The organism is Agathobaculum sp. Marseille-P7918, from assembly GCF_900625105.1.
In the GTDB taxonomy this organism is placed as follows: Bacteria; Bacillota; Clostridia; order Oscillospirales; family Butyricicoccaceae; genus Agathobaculum.
Window position 1 is genome coordinate 340344 of record NZ_UYYD01000002.1, and the last position, 20254, is coordinate 360597.

A 20254-nucleotide genomic window follows, 5' to 3' on the forward strand; every position below is an offset into this window, starting at 1 on the left:
TTCACTTGTTGGTCAAACGCAAAAAATGAGCGCTCCGCGCTCATTTTTTCGCTGCAAAGAACGGAGGAACACCATGCTGATTCCCGTAACCGCCGCGGATATCCCGGATTTCCAGACCGCCTGCGCCTACGAGCACGTTTTCGGCTCGCGCGCGCTGACCGCCCTGCGCACCTATGGGCTGGGCAGCGCGGACGCGCACTTTTTCCTGTGCCGCAAGGGCCGCGAGCCGTCCGCCGCGCTGTATCTGCTGGGCGATGTGCTGACCATCTCGTCCGACGACCGCGCCGATCCCGCGCCGATCGCGGAACTCGCGCAGCGCATGCAGGTACATGAAATCGACACCAACTGGACGCAGTGCCAGGCGCTGCAAAAGCTGATCGGCGGACATACCGACAGCTCCTATTATATGGTCTATCGCAGCGGCAAACAGCCGCCCGAGGACTTCCCCGACATCGCCCACGGCGATCTGCATGCCGTTTTCACGGTATTGCAGCGCAGCCACGCGTATTACCGCACCCATCTGGACTTTGCGCCGTGGGCCGCGGATCTGAACGGCCGCCTGTCGCGCGGACTGGCGGCGCTTTACCAGCTGGAGGCGGACGGCCAAGTCGTCGGCACGGGCAGCATCGTCTCCTGGGACGACGAATGCGGCGTGATCGGCGAAGTCGCGGTCGTGCCGGAGTACCGGCACCGCGGGCTGGGCAGCCGCATCAGCCGCTTTCTGGTGCAGCGCATCCAGCAGGCCGGCAAGACCCCGCGTCTGATCGCGGGCTATGACGAAGTCGCCGAACTCTACCGGCAGATCGGGTTTGCGCCCTGCGGCCGGTGGGGCGAATTATATTTATAGGAGGATAGACTTATGCGGTACATTGATTTGCGAAGCGACACAGTCACCCAGCCGACGCAGGCCATGCGGGACGCCATGGCCAAAGCCGTGGTCGGCGACGACGTTTTTGAGGACGACCCCACGCTGCACGAGCTGGAAACCTACGCAGCCGAACGGCTGGGCAAGGAAGCGGCAGTCTTTGTCACTTCGGGCATGCAGGGCAACGCCTGTGCGCTCATGGCGCACACCCGCCGCGGCGACTGCGTCATCATCGACCCGCATTCCCATATCGCCGACCATGAGGCCGGCTCGTACGCCCAGCTTTCCGGCGTCTCCATGCGCTATCCCCAAAGCGTCAACGGCACGATGGACCCGGATTCCGTGCGCGCCTGCCTGACCGACGACAGCGACGTGCAGGTCGCACCTGCGACGCTCGTCGTGGTGGAAAACGCGCACTCCTCGGGCGCGGTCGTTCCGCTCGACAACATGCGCCAAATCTATGAGATCGCGCACGAAAAGGGCGTATCTGTGCATCTGGACGGCGCGCGGCTGTTCAACGCCGCCGCGGCGCTCGGCGTTTCCGACGTGCGCGAGCTGACGCAGTACTGCGACACCGTGATGTGCTGCCTGTCCAAGGGGCTGTGCGCACCGGTCGGCTCCATTCTGGCCGGACCAAAGGACCTGATCTGGCGGGCGCGCCGCGCGCGCCGCATTCTGGGCGGCGGCATGCGGCAGGGTGGTTTTCTCGCGGCAGCTGGTCTGATCGCGCTGCGCGACATGACGGGCCGGGTCGGGGAGGACCACGAAAACGCAAAATTCCTCGCCGCGCAGCTGGACGCGATGGACGGCGTGCAGGTGTTCCACGACCGTCTGGATATCGATATGATCTTTTTCACCACCGACTGGGACGCGGACAAGGCCGCGCGCTTCCCCGGCTGGATGCTGGAATACGGCGTCAAGGTCACGGGCTGCATGGGCGGCGAGTACCGCATGGTCTGCCATCACGATATTTCTCGCGAGGACTGCGATCAGGCCGCGCGTCTGGTGCGCACCTTCGCCGCGGAGGGGTGAACCATGCCCAATCATTATATCCGCCGCCTGCTCTGGCTGGTTGCCGGCATGCTGGTCAGCGCGGTGGGCATCGCCATGATGCTGCAAGCCAACATCGGTCTGGAACCGTGGAGCGTATTGCAGCAGGGTCTGGCCCAGACGCTCGGCATCACCTACGGCACCGCCTCGATGATTGTCGGCGCGGCAGCCATCGGCGCGGCCATGCTGTGCGGGGAAAGCTTCGGCTTCGGCACGATCATCAACATCATCCTGTGCGCGGTGTTCATCGACGGTCTGCTCTGGCTGGGCTGGATTCCGCAGATGCATTCGCTGATCACCGGCCTGCCGCTGCTGCTGGTCGGGCTGGAACTGCTCGCGCTGGGCACTTGGATGTACATGAAAAGCGCGCTGGGCGCCGGCCCGCGCGACGCGCTCATGGTGGCGCTGGCGCGCAAAACCGGCCGGTCGGTCGGCCTGTGCCGCGCGACCGTCGAGATTTTCGTCATCATCGCCGGTTTCCTGCTCGGCGGGCAGGTCGGCATCGGCACCGTGATCTGCGCGGTCGGCCTCGGCTCGCTGTTCAACATCAATTTCCATCTGCTGCACTTCCGCGCCGCCGACCTGCATCAGGAAAACGTGGCAGAGACCCTGCAAAACCTGCGAAAAGCCAAACGGGAATAAAAAAAAGGAAGCCTTTCGGCTTCCTTTTTTTCTTATCCTTGCTGCACCCGCATCAGCGGCACGAACGTTTCGCCGCCGAACACGCCAGTGTCGTCGATATCCTGCAAAGTGATATCATAGGTATCCCGGTCCACATACGCTACCAGCCAGAGGTCGGTGTTTTCCTGCCGGGCAGCATACCGCTCGCTCATACTGCCGGTATAGCGCGCATCCTCCATACTCAGACAGAGCGACAGCGAATCATACCGCTCGGGCGGATAGGCCTCATCATACCACGCTTCCTCCGGATAATTGTACATGCTCCAGGAGTAACCGCTTTCGGTATAGGTGCCCGTGCCGTCCGAGATAGTCAGCGTATAATCGCTCATCTCGCCCGGCTCGGCCTGCAAATCGACCGTCGTGCCGTCCGCCAGCGTCGCGGCCGCATGGCCGTCGATCAGGTCATACAGGATCGCATACACACTGACATAATGATCTTCGTCGTATTCATAGGTTTCGCCCGGCGTGTAATACACTGTGCCGTCGTCGTAGCTGTCCCAGGCTTCGGCCTCCTGCTCGGAACTGCCCCAACCCAGATCCTCCTGATACGTCCGGAAGCTGTCGCCCAGATTATCCGCGAAATCCTGCAGCAGGGGAATGGCAGACGGCAGCACATTGAGCAATACCACCGCGGCCGCAACCACCGCCGCGACCTTGCCCTTGCCCTTTTTGGTTTCCCGGATCGGCTTTGCGCTGGGCTTGGCTTTTTTCGCACGCGTGTGTGTTTTCCGATAGGTCGGTTCGTCTTCGAACTGTTTCTCCCGCCATGCGGCCGCCTTCTTTTCCAGCTCGCCGACACGGCCGCGCGTTCCCGCGCGCGCCCCGCAGATCGGGCACTCGCGATCCTCGTCGCTGTAATTGATCCCGCAATGCTGACACTTCATGCGTACGCCCCCCTCTCTCTGCTTTCATCATAACAGACCGCGGGAGCATCCGCAAGTTTATTTCGGCAAATTGTGCAGCAGCAGCTCAATCTGCGCCGGTTCGATCACCTGCAGGCCGTCCTGCGCCGTCGCGGGAGATGCAACGCCGCGCCCGGTGTTCGGATGCAGCGCGGACACGCCGAAATCCAGCACAAACAGCACGGCGAGCCCCGCGCACAGCAGCCGGAGGGCGCCGCGCGGCACATGCCGGAACCCGCGCAGCAGCAGAGGCGACACCAGATAGACGGCCGCGCAGCAGCCAAATCCGAACACCAGCGTGGACGGCGGGCTGACCAGGCCGTCGATGTTGAGCGGGAACATGCTGTAATCCCACCAGCGCAGGCCGTACACCGACAGCAGGTACTTTCCGGTGGCGAATTCGATCGCCGTCGAGAGGAGCGCGCCCAGCGCGAACACCACGGGCGGCCGCGCCGCGAACCGCGTCAGCAGCAGGACGGACAGCAGCCCGCCCGCGCCGTAAATCGGCAGCCACGGCCCGAGCAATGTGCCGCGGTTGACCAGCTCGCCGTCGAGCAGCAGATGCAGCCCGACCTCGAACAGCCACCCCGCTGCCGAAAAAACCAGAAACAACCCGGTCATTTCGCAGAGCGTGTACCGCCCCGCCGTGTTCCAACGCGCCCGGCGCGCCTTGCGCAATACCGCCGTCATATCCATCCCTCCCCCGGTTTTACCCTTTCATTGTACGCGGCAATTCTTTGGATTGTCGCTGCAAAATCCTTAAGATTTTATGAGCATCCCCCATTTTGGGGTGCAAAAAGGGACGCGCGGAAGCGCGTCCCCCGTGTAAGCCATGCTTATTCCAGATTCAGACGGTTTTTGAGGATATAATGTGTGACGAAGTAGCAGATCGCACCCGGAATCGCGGTGGCCACGCAGAAGCCGATCAGCACGCCGTGCAGCAGCACCTGCTGCGGCATGCCGTTCAGCGCACTGCCCAGCGCGGTCATCAGCGTTTCCATCGGGCCGCTCATCGTGCCAAACATCACGAAGGTGAACAGGAACTGCGCCGCGGTCGAGAGCACGAAATACCACACGACCGACATCAGCACGCGGTGCTTTTTGGCCAGATGGCCGAGCGCCATGCACAGATAGATAAACAGCACGCCGCTGGCCAGCGACACCAGCAAGAGCAGGATGCCCTCGATCATGTAGCCCAGCCCATTGGGGTCGGCCGCAATGGCCTTGCCAAACTCATTGAGCATCATGCCGATGCCGAAAATCAAATTGGTGTCCGCGCCGATGATGGCGATGCTCACCAGAGCGACCAGACCGCTCAGCAGGCAGACCGCCACGGCGACGATCATCTTGCTCAAGATGTGCTGCGCAACCGTTACCGGCAGAGTGAACATCAGATAGCCCTCGTCGCCCAGCAGGTTTTGATAAAACCGCTGGATCAGGATGACCACCGTCACGACAAACACCGCTACCAGCAGCGCCACGAACAGCAGCGCCAGAATGACCGACGGAATACCGTTCATGAAGTTCTGCGCGCTGTCGGTTGTCATCAAGGCGTTGATGACGCTCATCAGCAGCACGACGCCGTACAGCGGCAGGAAAACGCGCGCGCACGCCTTCCATTCATATTTGAGCAGCTTCAGCATGCGAACACCTCCCGGAACAACATATCCACCGATTTTCCGTGTTCTTCCCGGATCGTGTCCACGCTCTCATGCAGCGTCATCACGCCGTTTTTCAGGAAGATCACTTCGTCCAGCACCCGCTCGATATCCGCGATCAGGTGGGTGGACAGCAGCACCGAAGCATCCTCGCTGTAATTGTACAGAATCGTGTTGAGGATGTAGTCACGCGCCGCCGGATCGACGCCCGCGATCGGCTCGTCGAGCAGATACAGCTTTGCCTTGCGGCTCATCGTCAGGATGAGCTGCACCTTTTCCTTGGTGCCCTTGGACAGCGTCTTGAGCCGGTCCAGCGCGCTGATGTGCAGCGATTGCAGCATATCGTTCGCCTTGACGCGGTCAAAATCCGCATAGAAATCAGCGAAAAAGTCCATCAGGTCGCTTACCCGCATCCAGTCGTTCAGATAGCCGCGGTCAGGCAGGTAGCTGATGACGCTGTGCGTGTGTACGCCCGGCACCTGCCCATCCACCTGCACCGTGCCCGACGTCGGCTGGATCAGGCCGTTGATCAGCTTGATCAGCGTGGTCTTGCCCGAACCGTTCGGGCCGAGCAGGCCGACGAACCGGCCGCCGCCCAGCGTCAGATTCAGATTGTCCAGCGCCTTGGTGCCGCCATAGGTTTTGGTCAGCCCCGCGCAGACAAGCAGTTCATTTCTCTGTTCCATTCTGGTTTCCCTCCCCATGTCGTTTTTGCAGCAGGTCGTAAACCTCCTGCTCGGAAAAGCCCAGCTGGCTCATGCCAGCCAAAAATTCCGCGATGCGGTCTCCCGCGATCTGTTCCCGAATCTTCTGGATCATCTCTTTATCCTCCGTCACATAGCGTCCGCTGGTCCGGTTGGAGTGCATCAGCCCTTCGCGTTCCATATCTGCCAGCGCGCGCTGCATCGTATTGGGGTTGACCCCCGCCTGCGCCGCCAGCTCGCGCACCGTCGGCACCTTATCGCCCGCCGCCAGCTGTCCGCTGACGATCTGCTCGGTCAGCTTTTCCACCAGCTGCTGGTAGATCGGCCGATCGCCCCGCAGTTGCCACTGCATAGCCTCGCTCCTCTCTCTGTTATATTGTACTATGATAATAATACAATAATACATCATTGTCAAGCCCTGACAAAAAATATTTTTCATCCGGGCGCGGCTATGCTATAATAGGCCATATCGGAGGAACGAAACCTATGAAAATTTACCCCCTTCTGCGCGTTTTATGGGGCGCGCTTGCGGTGTCCGCGGCGGTCAACCTGGCCGCGCTGAGCAATTCCATGGCCGTTTTGCTCGCCGCCAACATCATCAACCTTTTGGCCTATGTCGTGGTCGCGTATGTGCTGTATCGCCTGTCGGACGAATCCGCGCTGCTGGGGCGCGCCTTCCCCGCGCAGATGCTGTCGATCGTGCTGATCGGGATGGCGCTGGTCGTCACCCAGCTGGCGGGCGACAACCTGATGCTGCAAAACTTCATGTCCCTGCTGTCGATGGCGGGCAGCGTGGCCGGCCTTTTGAGCGATTATTACCTGTACTGGGGGCTGGATGAGCGCATCATCCCCCATGCGTACAACTATCCCGCGCGCCGCATCCGCTGGTGCCTGTATGCGCCGCTGCTGGGCGCGTTCGCGGCGAGCCTGCTCATGCTGGCCGGACAGCTGACGCTGCTGGTCGTGGCTGTCATCGTGCAGCTGGGCGCGCAGATCGTGCCGCTTGTGCTGCTGCGGCAGTACATGCGTGCCGTGCAGGTGCGCGAGGACGACCCGCTGTCGTTTTAACGCAAAAATCCCCGAAACCGTTTTGGTTTCGGGGATTTTTATTGCACTCAAGCGTTTTCCGAAAACTCCGCCAGACGCAGACCCTCATTGTGGTCGAGCGCATAGGTGATGTTCCACGGCGAGGAGAACAGCAGCAGGCTGTTGCCCTTGAGATCTTCGACGATCTTGGTGTCGCTGGTCAGCTGCAGCGACTTGATGTCGAAGTCCTCTTCGTCGTTTTCCACCCAGCGGATGTGCTCATACGGCAGGTTTTCGCGGATGATCTCGACGTTGTACTCGTTTTTCAGGCGGTATTCGAGCACTTCGAATTGCAGCACGCCCACGACGCCCACGATGACCGACTCCATGCCGGCGCCCGGCTCGCGGAAGATCTGGATCGCGCCTTCCTGCGCGATCTGCTCGACGCCCTTGACGAACTGCTTGCGCTTGAGCGTGTCCTTCTGCCGCACGGTGGCGAACAGCTCGGGCGCGAAGGTCGGGATGCCCGAGAACACGCACTTGCGCTTGGGATCGCAGACCGTGTCGCCGATCGCGAACACGCCCGGGTCGAAAATGCCGATGATGTCGCCCGCATAGGCTTCGTCCACGATCGAACGGTCCTGCGCCATCAGCTGCTGCGGCGCGGCGAGCACCATCTTCTTGCCCGTGCGCATGTGCAGCACCTCTTCGCCGCGCACAAACTTGCCCGAGCAGATGCGCAGGAACGCGATGCGGTCGCGATGCGCCTTGTTCATGTTGGCCTGAATTTTGAACACAAAGGCCGAGAAATGATCCTCAAACGGATCGATCACGCCAATATCGGCCGTGCGCGCGGTCGGCGGCGGAGTCATCTGTAAAAACTTTTTCAGGAACGGCTCTACGCCGAAGTTGGTCAGCGCCGAGCCGAAGAACACCGGCGACAGCTTGCCCTCGTGCACCGCCTTGAGGTCGAACTCGTCGCCCGCACCGGAGAGCAGCTCGATGTCGTCGATCAGCGTCTGGTACTGGTCCTCGGGCAACAGGCCCTCAAGCACCGGGTCGTCGATCGACAGGCGCTGCGATTTGACCTCGTGGCGGAAGTCCGCGCCCTCGAACGCAATGACCTCGTCGTCCATGCGGTCGTATACGCCTTTGAAGCGCTTGCCCGAGCCGATCGGCCAGTTGACGGCATAGGTGCCGATGCCCAGTTCGTTTTCGATTTCCTCCAACAGCTCGTACGGATCGCGCGATTCGCGGTCCATCTTGTTGATAAAGGTGAAAATCGGCACGCCGCGCATCGCGCAGACCTTGAACAGCTTGCGGGTCTGCGCCTCGACGCCCTTGGAGGCGTCGATGACCATGACGGCCGAGTCCGCCGCCATCAGCGTGCGGTAGGTATCCTCGGAAAAGTCCTGATGGCCCGGGGTATCCAGAATGTTGATGCACTTGCCCTCATAGCGGAACTGCAGCACCGAAGAGGTGACCGAAATACCGCGCTGCTTCTCGATCTCCATCCAGTCGGACACCGCATGGCGGGCGTTTTTCTTGCCCTTGACCATACCGGCCTCCTGGATCGCGCCGCCGTACAGCAAAAACTTCTCCGTAATGGTGGTTTTGCCGGCGTCCGGGTGCGAAATGATCGCAAACGTGCGCCGGTTTTCGATTTCTTTTTTCAGTTCTGCCACTGACTTTTTTCCTCCCGATTGTACAAAAACGAAATTTTTTGCGAAATGTACACAGAATGTTCACAATTCCCCGATATCATAAAATTGTGGAAAGCGTAAGATCCCCCCACATGTTCTTGCTTTCTACTCTCTATCCTACCTTTTATTGCGGGAGCGGCCGGACAATCGTCCGGCCGTTCCTGTTTTTTTGCGCGGTTTGGCCGCGTAAAAGGCAGGAACAAAGCAGAAAGCGTACCCGTTACAGGTCCCGCCGGCCTTCGAGTGCGCGGGTCAGCGTGACCTCATCGACATATTCCAAATGCCCGCCCACGGGGATGCCGTAGGCCAGACGGGTGATGCGGATGCCGAAAGGCTGCAGCAGACGCGAAATGTACATCGCGGTGGCTTCGCCCTCGGTGTCCGGGTTGGTGGCGAGGATGACCTCCTCGGTGTCCTCGTCGGCCACGCGCTGCACCAGCTCGCGGATGCGGATATCGTCCGGCCCGATGTGTCCCATCGGGGACAGCGTGCCATGCAGCACATGGTACAGCCCGCGGTACTCCTTGGTGCGCTCAAACGCGATCACGTCGCGCGGCTCCGCCACGACGCAGATGGTTTTCTGGTCGCGGGTCTGGTCGGAACAGATCGGGCAAAGCTCGCTGTCCGACAGGTTCTGGCATCGTTTGCAGGTGAACGTCTTGGCCTTTGCCTCACGGATGGCGTCGGCAAAGCGCTCCGCGTCCTCCTTGGGCAGGTCGAGCACATGGAACGCCAGCCGCTGCGCGGTTTTCTGCCCGATGCCGGGCAGCTTGGCAAATTCCTCGATCAGCCGCTCGACCGGCGGCGCGAAATAATCCATCAGAACAGGCCGCCGCCCAGACCGCCCATGCCGCCGGTGATCGCCGACATCTGGCTCTGGGATTTTTCGTTTGCCGCCTTGAGCGCCTCGTTGACCGCCGCAACGACCAGATCCTGCAGCATGTCGATGTCATCCGGATCGACCACATCGGGCTTGATCTCAATCGACTTGAGCGTCGAGGTGCCGGTCACGGTCGCGGTCACCATGCCGCCGCCCGCCGTGCCGGTGGTCTCCATCTGCGCGATCTCTTCCTGCGCCTTCATCATATTTTCCTGCATCTTCTGCGCCTGCTTCATCATCGCCTGCATGTTCATGCCGCCGCCGAAGCCGCCGCCAAAGCCTTTTCCCTTTGCCATCTGTTATGTCCTCCTCAAAGTTCTTTTACTTGAATATCAAATGCCTTCGCCCGGCCGATGATCTCATCGACCGCGGCGTTTTTTTGTATCACGGGTTCGTCGCCCGCCTCGCGCACCTTGACCTTGATCGGCGCGCCCGCGAGCGCGGCCGCCTGTTCACGGATGACCTTCATGGTCGGCTCCGCCTTGGCGAGCATGGCGGTGATGCCGTCCTCGCACAGGATGACGAGCGCCCCGTCCTCCAGAATGCCCTTGGCGGACAGCTTGAGGTTGGTGTGCGCGCCCGTGTTGATCTTGCCGGTCAGCGCTTCGAGCAGCTGCGGCCACTGCGGCCAGTCCGCCGCCGACGGCTGCGCCTGTGCCTTGGATTTTGCCGCGGGTTGCCCCGCTGCCGCCTCTTCCGCCGCCCAAACCGGCGCGTCGCCGTCATCCGGCGGGGGCGGTGCGTCCTCATCGCCCGGCGGAGGCGGCGTGTCGTCCACGCGCGCCGCGGTCTGTGTCGGTGCGGCCGCGACCGGCACGCCGTGCTTGATTTTTTCCTCGAGCGCTTCCACGCGCCCGCTCAGCGTATCGTATTGCTCCGCGCCCAGACTGCACAGCCGCACAGCGCACAGCTCGGCTTCCACGCGGCGGTTGGCCGCGCTGCGCATGCGGTCGAGCGCCTCGCCGATCACGCGGCTCCACGCGATGAGTGTGGACGAGGCCAGCCCGTCGCACAGTTTTTGCAGGCTTTTGACCGTATACGCCGGGGAAATCAGCGCGGACACATCGGTCTTGCTGGTTTTGACCAGCAGCGCGTCGCGGATCAGGCCCAGCATCTGGTCGTAAACCGCGGCGAGATCGCGTCCCGCGTTATAATAGTCGTCAATCAGCGTGACCGCCGCCGCGAGATCGCCGTTTTTCAGGTGTTCGGCCAAGCGGATGCCGTCGTCCTGCCCGAGGACGCCCAGCGCCGTGGTCACGGTCTGCTCGTCCACCGCACCGGCAGCCGCCGCGCGGTCGAGCATGGAGAGCGCGTCGCGCATCGCGCCGTCGGCCAGCCGCGCAATCAGCCGCGCCGCGCCGTCGGTCAGTTCGATGCCCTCGCCCGCGGCCACATCCAGCAGACGACGCGCGATGTCCTCCGCGCCGATGCGCCGGAAATCGAACCGCTGGCAGCGCGACAGGATGGTCGCGGGCACCTTGTGCAGCTCGGTCGTCGCCAGAATGAACAGCACATGCTCGGGCGGCTCTTCAAGCGTCTTGAGCAGCGCGTTGAACGCGCCGATCGAGAGCATGTGCACCTCGTCGATGATGAACACGCGTTTTTTCACCTGCGCGGGCGTGTAGCGCGTCTCGTCGCGCAGGTCGCGGATGTTGTCCACGCCGTTGTTGGACGCCGCGTCGATCTCGGTCACGTCGAGCACCGAGCCATCCAGAATGCCGCGGCAGGCCGCGCACTCGTTGCACGGGTCGCCGTTGACCGGATGCTCGCAGTTGACCGCACGCGCCAAAATCTTCGCGCAGGTGGTCTTGCCCGTGCCGCGCGTACCGGTGAACAGGTACGCGTGGCTGAGCCGTCCGCTGCGGAGCTGCGCACGCAGCGTATCCGTCACATGCTGCTGGCCAATCACGTCGGCAAAGGTCTGCGGCCGCCATTTGCGGTACAGCGCCTGATACATTGCGTCCCAACCCCTTTCTGCTCTATGATACCACAAAAGAGGCGGGCGCAAGCCCGCCTCCCAGCGTTCTCTCTGCGCGCCATGCGCGCAATTCATCAAAAGTCCAGCTCTGCCGGACTTTTGATACCCCGACCCAGCCGCCTTGGGCGGCGTCATTCGGGTATCGAAAGCAGGTTTCTACCGGAACCTGCTTTCGTATATAGGGGACTTTTAAAGTCCCCTATACGTTCTGTTCAGCGCCCCACAAGACCGCACGCGGTCGATTCGAAAGCGCACGCCCGGCTGCCTTTCCGCGGTTTGGACTCAAAATCGGCAGCTCTGCGGCACACGATGGTTTCCGCTTAATGCTGCTCGGTTCCCCGCCTGACATGGTTCACGGTCCTCCGTTGCGCAGTACCGGTCTCTCATCGCCCTGTTGGCAGCGGCTTCGCCGCGCGCACGTCCCTCCTCGCCCGCATCATCCCCGCTGTAGCGGATTGCGGGTACAGGACACCGCTAACGCCCCGATGTGTGCGGCCTTGTGCGGCGCTGAACAGATATTCGGTTGTTAGTCTATGCCTTCCGGCGGATTTTATGCCTCCGGGTCGTCAGGCGGCGGTGTGGTCTCCCCGCCGGTGTTGCCGCCGGTCTCGCCACCGGTCGAGCCGCCGGTTTCTCCGCCCGTCGAGCCGCCGGTATTGCCGCCGGTCTCTCCGCCTGCGTTGCCGCCGGTATTGCCGCCCGTCGAACCGCCTTCCGGATCAGTCGGGGTGACCGTCTGGCCGGTTTCCGGATCGATCGAAGGATCGTTGGTATCAGTCGGCTTCTGTTCGTCCGGCTTCTGCTGCTCTTCGGGTTCCTCTTCTTCTTCGTCCGCCCAATCAGTCACGCCGACGGTCGCGAAGTTGTATTTCGTAGTGATGCCCTGATGACTGCACGTCTCGGTCGGCACTTGATCCTTCCAGAAGCGGCCGGAAGCGGCGCGTCCCGCCGCACGGCAGGCACCGGACGCCAGCAAGCCGGTATCCATGCAGTAGGTCACGGTCTCAAAGTCCTGCGGGTGCGAGTCGAATACCAGACCGGAATCGCCCTCATGCACCTTCTGCATGACCTTCAGCCAGATCGCCGCAGCGTTGCGGCCGTACAAGCCGTTGAGTGTGTAGTTATGCTCATAACCGACCCAAACCGCAGCCGAATACTCCGGCGTTACGCCGCAGAACCAGATATCGGTGTTGGAGGTCGTGGTACCGGTCTTGCCGGCAGTCTCCACACCGGAGATCTGTGTGCCGGACGCGGTACCGTATGCGGTAACGTTTTGCAGGCACTCGAGCATATAGTACGCGGTGCGCACATTCTCAAAGCCCAGATCGGTGCTCGGGTTGTTTTCCAGCACGACGTTGCCTTCGGAGTCCTCGACCTTGGTATAGGTGCGGGTACCGCCGTAGACGCCTTCGTTGATGAAGGTGGCAAAGCCGCCCGCCATCTCGCGCACGGTCACGCCGTCGGTCAGCGCGCCCAGTGCCAGCGGCGAATAGTCGATATCGCTCTTGACCGTGCCGTCCTCATAGGTGCGGCTGCCCACCAGCGCGTCGCCGAAGCCCAGGCGCTGGGTCAGGAAATCATACGAAGCCTGCGGGGTCAGCATACTCATCACCTGCACGGCGATGGTGTTGACCGAGCTGGTGATACCACTCTTGATCGTCATGGCGTTGCCGGTCGGCATCTTGCCGTCGTTCATCGGCCAGGGCTTGCCGTCGTCGCCGATCTCCAGCGGCTTGTCGTAAACCGTGGTGCTGGGCACGATAATGCCCTTGTCCATCGCCGGTCCGTAAGTGGACAGCGGCTTGAACGAAGAACCGGGCTGACGGCGCGCATCGGTTGCATACGAGAAGGCCAGATTTTCGGTCTTTTCGCCGCGTCCGCCCGCAATGGCAACAATGTTGCCCTGTTTGTCCGTGATAACCATGGCGCTCTGCGGCCGCTCGCCGTATTTCTCCGTGGTCGGGAATACCGAGTCGTCCGCCCAGACCTCATCGACGATCTGCTGGATTTCAGGGTCGATCGTTGCATAGATCTTCAGACCGCCCGAGGCAACCATGTTGCTGGCCACCTGCTCGGAATAGCCCTTCTGCTCCATCAGATCCTGCGTTACGTCCTTGATGACCGCATCGGTAAAGTAGGAATATACGTCGCTGATATCCTGCTGATACTGCTCGTAGGGGCGATAATTCAGCTCTTCCGCGACCGCTGCATCGTACGTCGCCTGATCGATCATGCCCAGCTCGAGCATTTTGCCGAGGATGGCCGTCTGACGCTCCTTAACCTTGTCCGGATGGTTGTACGGATCGTAGATCGACGGGTTGTTGGTCAGGCCCGCCAGCACCGCACATTCCGCAAGGCTCAGTTCGGAAACGTCCTTGCCGAAATAGGTCGTCGCGGCGGTTTTGACGCCGTAACAGTTATAGCCGAGGTAAATCGTATTGAGGTACATCTCGAGGATGCGGTCCTTGTCACCGATCTCATCCTCGAGCGCGAGCGCGCGGAAAATCTCGTTAACCTTACGCTTGACCGAATAATCGTTCTCGTCGGTCGCGTTTTTGATCAGCTGCTGGGTGATGGTAGAACCGCCGTACTGATCGTCGCCGACCAGCCAGTTGAACACCGCGCCGAAGGTGCGCTTCCAGTCCACACCGTGGTGCTTGTAGAAGCGTTCGTCCTCGATGGCGACCACCGCGTTTTTCAGGTTGTCCGGGATGTCCTCGCTGTCCACCCAAATGCGGTTTTCCGTGCCGCGGATGGTTTCATACAGCGTTTCCTCCCCGGTTTCAGAGTCCACCGTATAAATGAAAGAGTTGAGATCCAGGCCAAGGCCCTTGCTCAGGTCCTCCGCGGTTTCCTGCGCGGACGGGTTGATATACGCATGCACATAGTAGGCAAATGCAATGCCGCAGAAACAGGCGCAAAGCACACCGATAAGCAGCAGCGTCAGCAGCACGCGGGATATCGCATACCAGACGCCAGATCCTTTTCTTTTGCCAGTTGCCAATTCGGTTTCCTCCTTGCCCGCCGGGTCCATGCCGCGGGTCTTATCAGGTCGGACGCAGCAGCCGTCCGTTTTGTTCCCGATATCTTATCAAAATACGCAGTTTTTTATCTTCTTTCCGTCATTATACCACAGAAACAGGGGTTTTAAAAGCAGGCTTTTTCCGCCCTCTCCGAGGATAACAACAGTCGTTCGCGGCTATTATACCACATTATTCCGCAAATTCCAAACAAATTTTACGTCCGGCACGGAATACTTTCCGCAATTCGGGGCATACTGCAAGAAAATTCTCCCGGAATAAAGGAGGTCATTTCCATGATGCAGGGGTTTTACATGCTCGCCATGCTGCGCGCCCGGCGGCAGCGGCGCATCGCGCTGCTGGCCTGTGCGGCGGCGCTCATCAGCGCTTTTTTTGCCGCGCGCGTCTGGTTTTCCGCCCCGGCCGTGCCCGCCAGCACGACCGAACTGCCCTATGTGGCGCAGAGTGAGGACGGCCGTCTGGTTGTCTCGCGCGGCGGCGAGGTCGTCATCCGCACGGATATCGACGTGCGCACGCTGCCTTCCGCCGACCGCGAAGCGCTCGAGCAGGGCGTGCTGCTGTCGGACACACAGGCGCTGGCGCGCCTGCTCGAGGACTACAGCTCATAAAAACGACGGGCAGACGCCCGTCGTTTTTTGCATCTTTTTTATGATGCCGCGCTGTCCAGCATTTTTGCGATCTCGTCGCTTGTAACAACCTGATCCGGGTCCGGCAGCTGCACTTCGCTGCCCGCGGGGGCGTTCTGCTGCGACCACGACAGCGCGATCTCGGTGATGCTGTCGTTTTTCACATGTGCGGTCAGCGCCGCTTCGCCTTTCCGCGTGTCCCCGGCAAAGGTCAGCGTCGCCAGCGCGTCGCTGTCCCAGTCCCGCAGGCGGCAGGCCGCCTCGCCCTCGATGCTGCCGTCCGACAGGTCGAGCGTATAGGTAGCAGAAGCATACCCTTCTTCCGCCGGCAGCGGCACGGACAGCTTCGCTGTGTACCGTGTACCGCTCTGGGTGAAGCAATCGTCGCCCGCAAGATATGCGGCCGCATCCGCCGCCTGCTGCACTTCATCCCACAAAGTGCTGTAAGTCTGCGTGCAATTCTGCTCAGCAGCGCCGACCACCATCGCGCCCACGGACGACATATCGAACGTAAACACGGTCTCGAGCAGCGGGCTTTCCACCCCAGCCAATTCATCCATCACATCGGCAAAAACGATCCATTGATCCCCCGGCAGCGATACGCCGTAAGCCCCTTCCAGCACCGCCATCAGCAGCGGGCAGCGCAGGTACAGCGTGCCGTTTTCCGCATCCCAGATCATCTCCAGCCGGGCGTTTTGCAGCCGATCCTGCCATGCGGCCAGCTGCGCGGACAGCGTTTGCTCGTCATCCCAACCATATTGGTCATATTCCCGCGCAAACAGCGTCACCAGCCCGTGCAGGTCGGCCTGCACGTCCACCGTCATGCCGCCGCTGCCGTCAACGACCTCGAGCGTGCCGTCGAGCAGCGTCGTGGTCTCGTCGCCGTCGATCGAGTTGAGCTGGGTAAACAATACCCGCAGCGCCAGCGCGGTGCGCATGGTCTGCGCCGGGTCGCGCACGGGCTGCGCGGCCAGCCACCGGTTGACGACGGAAAACCGCTCGTCCACCTGCGCGACCAGCGCGTCCCGGTCATACAATACGGCTACCTGCTGGTAATCGTCCCACTGCACGGTCAGGCCGAAGGCCTCGGCAAAAAACCGCACCGGCACATAGGTGCGCCCCTCCTTTTCATAGGGGACGGCATCCAGCTGCGTCGTTTTGAGCACCGCGCCGGTTTCCTCATCGGACAGCGTCAGCATGCCGCCGCCGAGCGCAAAATCACAGCGCACGCCGTCCCTGACCGCCGTGACCGCGCCGCTGTCATAATCGACTGTTGCGCCCAGCGCTTCCGCGATCGCGCGGAACGGCACCATCGTGCGGTCGTTTTTCATCTCCGGCTGTGCGTCCGGAAAATCGACTGTCTTGCCGTCCAGCTGCACGGAAACGGGCGGGATGTAGGCATAGCTTTCCATCATCACCAGCTGCATCGCGGCATAGCGCAGGAACTCCTCGCGGCTGCCGTAGTATTCTTCCGCCATCGCCCAGTCCCAGCCGGCATACCCCTCCTCGAATGCCTTGTCCGGGTCGGCGGTCAGCTCGGCCAAGTGGACCGCATACCGTTCCGTCACCCACTCGTAATCGACCGGGCCAAAAATCCACCCCTCCATCAGCGCATCCGCGCTCTCGAATCCCAGCTGCGCATAGAGCGGCGTGCCTGTCTCAGCCGCGGACGCCACGGGCAGCGCGCCGCACAGCAGCACCATCGCCAGAACGAGCGACAACCAGCGTTTCCTCTTCTGTTTCATGGTTTTTTGCCCCCTTTCTATCCTTACCCTTATTGTACGCCCCGCCGCCCGCACCGTCCATTTGTGTTTTCTCCAGTTTTCCCGCGAAAAAGCAGGCAGTTTGCCCAGAGACCGCGGCATATCGGGCGCGGAACGCGCATACCGTATCACCAAGGGGGCGTTTACTTATGTTCATCACCATCACCCGCGACACGCTGTATCGCATTGGCGCGGCGGCGGGCGTGTGCGCGCTGCTGGCCGCGCTGTTTTTCCTGGTGCCGCACGACGACGGCGGTGCATCCGCGCAGGCCGCGGCCGACGCGCAAAGCGCCGTGCCGACGTCGATCAGCGACTGGGGCCTGTCCTTCCAGACCGAAGGCCAACCGCCGGTCGGCAACGTATCAGCCGACACGCTGCGGCAATGGGACGCCTATTATGTGGGCGACACCACAAAAAACACCATTTACCTGACCTTTGACGCGGGCTACGAAAACGGAAACACAGGCGCAATTTTGGACGCGCTGAAAAAGCACAACGCGCCCGCGTGCTTTTTCGTCGTGGGCAACTTCATCGACTCCGCGCCCGAACTCGTGCAGCGCATGGTGGACGAAGGGCACATCGTCGGCAACCACACGCTGCACCACCCGGATATGTCCTCGATCGCGGACGCGGACGCCTTCGCCGCCGAGCTGAACGGGCTGGAGGAGAAGTTCACCGCGCTGACCGGCCAGCCGATGCAGAAGTTCTACCGCCCGCCGCAGGGCAAATTCAGCGAGGAAAACCTCAAGCAGGCGCAGGCGCTCGGCTACACGACCGTGTTCTGGTCGCTGGCGTATGTGGACTGGTACACCGACAACCAGCCGACCGACGAACAGGCCTTTGCAAAGCTGCTGCCGCGCATCCATAACGGCGCGATCGTGCTGCTGCACTCGACGAGTGAAACCAACGCGCGCATCCTCGACGAGCTGCTCACCCGTTGGGAGAACGAGGGCTACACCTTCGGCAGCCTGGCCGACCTTGCCGCTTGCTGAACCGGTTTGCCCCATCCGCAAAGGCGGCGGCGCTTTGGGTGCCGCCGCCTTTGCGGGCAAACTTGCTTGTTTTGCCTTGTATTCCTGTGTTATACTGGGAACAGGACAAAACCAGACAGGAAAGGACGAACCCCTATGGAGAAAGCCAAGGTTTATTTTGCGGACTTCCGCACGACGCTGACGGAAAACCTCCAGCAAAAGCTGACCCGCCTGATGAAAGCGGCGGGCATGGACCAGATCGACTTTGATAAAAAGTTCACCGCCATCAAGATCCACTTCGGCGAGCCGGGCAACCTCGCGTTCCTGCGGCCGAACTGGGCGAAAACGGTTGCGGATTTCGTCAAGGAGCGCGGCGGCAAGCCGTTTTTGACCGACTGCAACACGCTGTATGTCGGCGGACGCAAGAACGCGCTCGACCACCTCGATTCCGCCTATCTCAACGGCTTTTCGCCGTTCTCCACCGGCTGCCACGTCATCATCGCGGACGGCCTGAAGGGCACGGACGAGGCCTATGTGCCGGTCGAGGGCGGCGAATACGTCAAGGAAGCCAAGATCGGACAGGCCATCATGGATGCGGACGTGTTCATCTCGCTGACCCACTTCAAGGGCCACGAAAACGCGGGCTTCGGCGGCGCGCTCAAGAACATCGGCATGGGCTGCGGCTCGCGCGCGGGCAAGATGGAGCAGCACAACGCGGGCAAACCGCAGGTCGATCAGGACCCCTGCGTCGGCTGCGGCATGTGCACGCGCATCTGCGCGCACAGCGCCATTACGATCACGGACAAAAAGGCGCACATCGACCACGACAAGTGCGTCGGCTGCGGCCGCTGCATCGCGGTCTGCCCGCAGGACGCCATCGGCTGCGCGTATGACGAATCCAACATTGTGCTCAACCGCAAGATCGCGGAATACACCAAGGCGGTCGTGGACGGCCGTCCGTGCTTCCACATTTCGCTCGTCATCGACGTGTCGCCCAACTGCGACTGCCACGCGGAAAACGACGTCGCCATCGTGCCGAACATCGGCATGTTCGCGTCCTTTGACCCGGTCGCACTCGATCAGGCCTGCGTGGACGCGGTCAACGCCGCGCCGGTCAACCCGGCCAGCCTGCTGTGCGACGAGCATGAGCGCCATCACATCCACGACGAGGCCGACCACTTCCACGCCGCGCATCCGGACACCAACTGGCAGGCCGGACTCGAGCACGCGGAAAAGATCGGTCTGGGCACGCGCCAGTACGAGCTTATCAAGATCTGAAACCGCTGACCATAAACAAAAAAGAGGAGCGAATGCTCCTCTTTTTGTTTTATCCTTGCATTTCGCGGCCTTCAAACGCCACGCGGCGCTGGATATCCGCCATCACGCCGTCAAACTGCGGGATGTCGAGCGACTGCGCGCCGTCGCACAGCGCGTGCTTGGGATCGTTGTGCACCTCGATGATCAGGCCGTCCGCGCCCGCGGCAATCGCCGCGCGCGACAGCGGCTGCACCATATCACGCCGGCCGGCGGCGTGACTCGGGTCAATGATGATCGGCAGATGGCTGAGCATCTTGACCATCGGCACGGCGGAGATGTCCAGATTGTTGCGGATCAGGTTTTCAAACGTGCGAATGCCGCGCTCGCACAGGATGACGTTCTGATTGCCGCCCGCGAAGATGTATTCCGCGGCCATGAGGAACTCCTCGATCGTGGCAGACAGGCCGCGCTTTAAGAGGATCGGCTTGTCCGAGCGGCCGAGCTCCTTGAGCAGCATGAAGTTCTGCATGTTGCGCGCGCCGAGCTGGATGATGTCCACATCCGCGAACAGGTCGAGGTGCTTTTCGCTCATGATCTCGGTCACGATCGGCAGACCGGTCTGGCGCTTGGCCTCGAGCAGCAGCTTGAGCCCTTCGGCCTCGAGTCCCTGGAAGGAGTAGGGCGAGGTGCGCGGTTTGAACGCGCCGCCGCGCAGGAAGGACGCGCCCGCCTTTTTGACCGCTTCGGCGACCTCGATGATCTGCGCCTCGTTTTCGACCGAGCACGGGCCTGCCATGACGTTGAAATACCCTGCGCCGATCTTGCGCCCCGCGACCGAAAGGATCGTGTCCTCGGGGTGGAATTTGCGGTTGACAGCCTTGAACGGCTCGGATACGCGCTGCACGCGCTCGACCACGTCATAGGCCAGAACATCCCTCTCATCAATCTGCGTGGTGTCTCCCATCAGGCCAAGGATGGTGGTATGCTCGCCCTCGGAATAGTTGATTCTCAGCCCCATATCCGTAAAATGCTGCATCAGACGTTCCACACGTTCCTTGTCGCTGTTTTGCTTGAGTACAACGATCATTTCGATTCACTCCTTTTGTTCGTAAAAATAATATGCCCTGCCAGTATATCACCAAAGTGCAC

At 61.4% G+C, this 20254-nt stretch carries 19 protein-coding genes and 1 other RNA gene; 7 read left to right on the forward strand and 13 right to left on the reverse strand.

What is annotated here, in order from left to right; translation table 11 throughout:
- Nucleotides 1–73: 73 nt before the first annotated feature.
- The 3 genes from EJL02_RS05155 to EJL02_RS05165 are packed head-to-tail and all read left to right on the forward strand — an operon-like array spanning nucleotide 74 to nucleotide 2557.
- Nucleotides 74–847, forward strand: a complete 774-nt coding sequence (locus EJL02_RS05155) for a GNAT family N-acetyltransferase (RefSeq protein ID WP_164510295.1) — start codon at nucleotides 74–76, stop codon at nucleotides 845–847.
- Between the two features lie 12 nt (nucleotides 848–859).
- On the forward strand, nucleotides 860–1897 hold the full coding sequence (locus tag EJL02_RS05160) for a threonine aldolase family protein (protein WP_125115341.1): 1038 nt from the start codon (nucleotides 860–862) through the stop codon (nucleotides 1895–1897).
- Between the two features lie 3 nt (nucleotides 1898–1900).
- Nucleotides 1901–2557: a YczE/YyaS/YitT family protein gene (locus EJL02_RS05165; protein WP_125115342.1), complete on the forward strand. Its 657-nt coding sequence runs from the start codon at nucleotides 1901–1903 to the stop codon at nucleotides 2555–2557.
- 32 nt (nucleotides 2558–2589) lie between these two features.
- Here the strand turns inward: EJL02_RS05165 and EJL02_RS05170 are convergent, their stop codons facing one another.
- The 5 genes from EJL02_RS05170 to EJL02_RS05190 form a co-directional block, all read right to left on the reverse strand.
- On the reverse strand, nucleotides 2590–3480 hold the full coding sequence (locus tag EJL02_RS05170) for a zinc ribbon domain-containing protein (RefSeq protein ID WP_125115343.1): 891 nt from the start codon (nucleotides 3478–3480) through the stop codon (nucleotides 2590–2592).
- 57 nt (nucleotides 3481–3537) lie between these two features.
- Entirely contained in the window at nucleotides 3538–4188 is a 651-nt protein-coding gene (locus tag EJL02_RS05175) for a putative ABC transporter permease (protein WP_164510296.1), read from the reverse strand.
- A 146-nt stretch (nucleotides 4189–4334) separates the two neighbouring features.
- On the reverse strand, nucleotides 4335–5141 hold the full coding sequence (locus EJL02_RS05180) for a hypothetical protein (protein WP_125115345.1): 807 nt from the start codon (nucleotides 5139–5141) through the stop codon (nucleotides 4335–4337).
- Nucleotides 5135–5842 (reverse strand): ABC transporter ATP-binding protein, encoded by a 708-nt coding sequence (locus EJL02_RS05185; protein WP_125115346.1) that lies wholly within the window; start codon nucleotides 5840–5842, stop codon nucleotides 5135–5137. The genes EJL02_RS05180 and EJL02_RS05185 overlap by 7 nt, the downstream gene beginning before the upstream one ends.
- On the reverse strand, nucleotides 5826–6212 hold the full coding sequence (locus EJL02_RS05190) for a GntR family transcriptional regulator (RefSeq protein WP_125115347.1): 387 nt from the start codon (nucleotides 6210–6212) through the stop codon (nucleotides 5826–5828). The genes EJL02_RS05185 and EJL02_RS05190 overlap by 17 nt, the downstream gene beginning before the upstream one ends.
- 134 nt (nucleotides 6213–6346) lie before the next feature.
- Here EJL02_RS05190 and EJL02_RS05195 point away from each other — a divergent pair, with 134 nt between their 5' ends.
- Entirely contained in the window at nucleotides 6347–6928 is a 582-nt protein-coding gene (locus tag EJL02_RS05195; protein ID WP_125115348.1) for a hypothetical protein, read from the forward strand.
- A 47-nt stretch (nucleotides 6929–6975) separates the two neighbouring features.
- Here the strand turns inward: EJL02_RS05195 and EJL02_RS05200 are convergent, their stop codons facing one another.
- The 6 genes from EJL02_RS05200 to EJL02_RS05225 form a co-directional block, all read right to left on the reverse strand.
- Complete coding sequence (locus EJL02_RS05200; RefSeq protein ID WP_125115349.1) at nucleotides 6976–8571, reverse strand: peptide chain release factor 3; 1596 nt, start codon at nucleotides 8569–8571, stop codon at nucleotides 6976–6978.
- Between the two features lie 238 nt (nucleotides 8572–8809).
- Nucleotides 8810–9409 (reverse strand): recombination mediator RecR, encoded by a 600-nt coding sequence (gene recR, locus EJL02_RS05205; RefSeq protein ID WP_125115350.1) that lies wholly within the window; start codon nucleotides 9407–9409, stop codon nucleotides 8810–8812.
- Nucleotides 9409–9765 carry a YbaB/EbfC family nucleoid-associated protein gene (locus EJL02_RS05210; protein ID WP_125115351.1) on the reverse strand — a complete coding sequence of 119 codons (357 nt, stop codon included), beginning with the start codon at nucleotides 9763–9765 and terminating at the stop codon, nucleotides 9409–9411. The genes recR and EJL02_RS05210 overlap by 1 nt, the downstream gene beginning before the upstream one ends.
- Nucleotides 9766–9779: 14 nt before the next feature.
- On the reverse strand, nucleotides 9780–11426 hold the full coding sequence (gene dnaX, locus EJL02_RS05215) for a DNA polymerase III subunit gamma/tau (RefSeq protein WP_125115352.1): 1647 nt from the start codon (nucleotides 11424–11426) through the stop codon (nucleotides 9780–9782).
- Between the two features lie 249 nt (nucleotides 11427–11675).
- An RNA gene (gene ffs / locus EJL02_RS05220) (signal recognition particle sRNA large type) lies at nucleotides 11676–11942 on the reverse strand.
- Nucleotides 11943–11997: 55 nt separating this feature from the next.
- Nucleotides 11998–14451: a transglycosylase domain-containing protein gene (locus EJL02_RS05225; RefSeq protein WP_164510297.1), complete on the reverse strand. Its 2454-nt coding sequence runs from the start codon at nucleotides 14449–14451 to the stop codon at nucleotides 11998–12000.
- A 312-nt stretch (nucleotides 14452–14763) separates the two neighbouring features.
- On the opposite strand from EJL02_RS05225, the gene EJL02_RS05230 reads away from it, so the two are divergent.
- Nucleotides 14764–15096: a BofC C-terminal domain-containing protein gene (locus EJL02_RS05230; RefSeq protein ID WP_125115354.1), complete on the forward strand. Its 333-nt coding sequence runs from the start codon at nucleotides 14764–14766 to the stop codon at nucleotides 15094–15096.
- A 38-nt stretch (nucleotides 15097–15134) separates the two neighbouring features.
- Here EJL02_RS05230 and EJL02_RS05235 read toward each other — a convergent pair whose 3' ends face one another.
- Nucleotides 15135–16859, reverse strand: coding sequence for a stalk domain-containing protein (locus EJL02_RS05235; RefSeq protein ID WP_164510298.1), 1725 nt, complete (start codon nucleotides 16857–16859; stop codon nucleotides 15135–15137).
- A gap of 167 nt (nucleotides 16860–17026) precedes the next feature.
- Between EJL02_RS05235 and EJL02_RS05240 the strand changes: the two genes are divergently transcribed.
- Both EJL02_RS05240 and EJL02_RS05245 read left to right on the forward strand, forming a co-directional pair.
- The gene (locus tag EJL02_RS05240) at nucleotides 17027–17869 is read left to right on the forward strand and encodes a polysaccharide deacetylase family protein (RefSeq protein ID WP_125115356.1); all 843 of its coding nucleotides are present in this window, start codon (nucleotides 17027–17029) and stop codon (nucleotides 17867–17869) included.
- 135 nt (nucleotides 17870–18004) lie between these two features.
- Complete coding sequence (locus EJL02_RS05245; protein ID WP_125115357.1) at nucleotides 18005–19126, forward strand: DUF362 domain-containing protein; 1122 nt, start codon at nucleotides 18005–18007, stop codon at nucleotides 19124–19126.
- A 49-nt stretch (nucleotides 19127–19175) separates the two neighbouring features.
- Here the strand turns inward: EJL02_RS05245 and aroF are convergent, their stop codons facing one another.
- Nucleotides 19176–20192, reverse strand: a complete 1017-nt coding sequence (gene aroF, locus EJL02_RS05250) for a 3-deoxy-7-phosphoheptulonate synthase (protein WP_125115358.1) — start codon at nucleotides 20190–20192, stop codon at nucleotides 19176–19178.
- Between the last annotated feature and the right edge of the window lie 62 nt (nucleotides 20193–20254).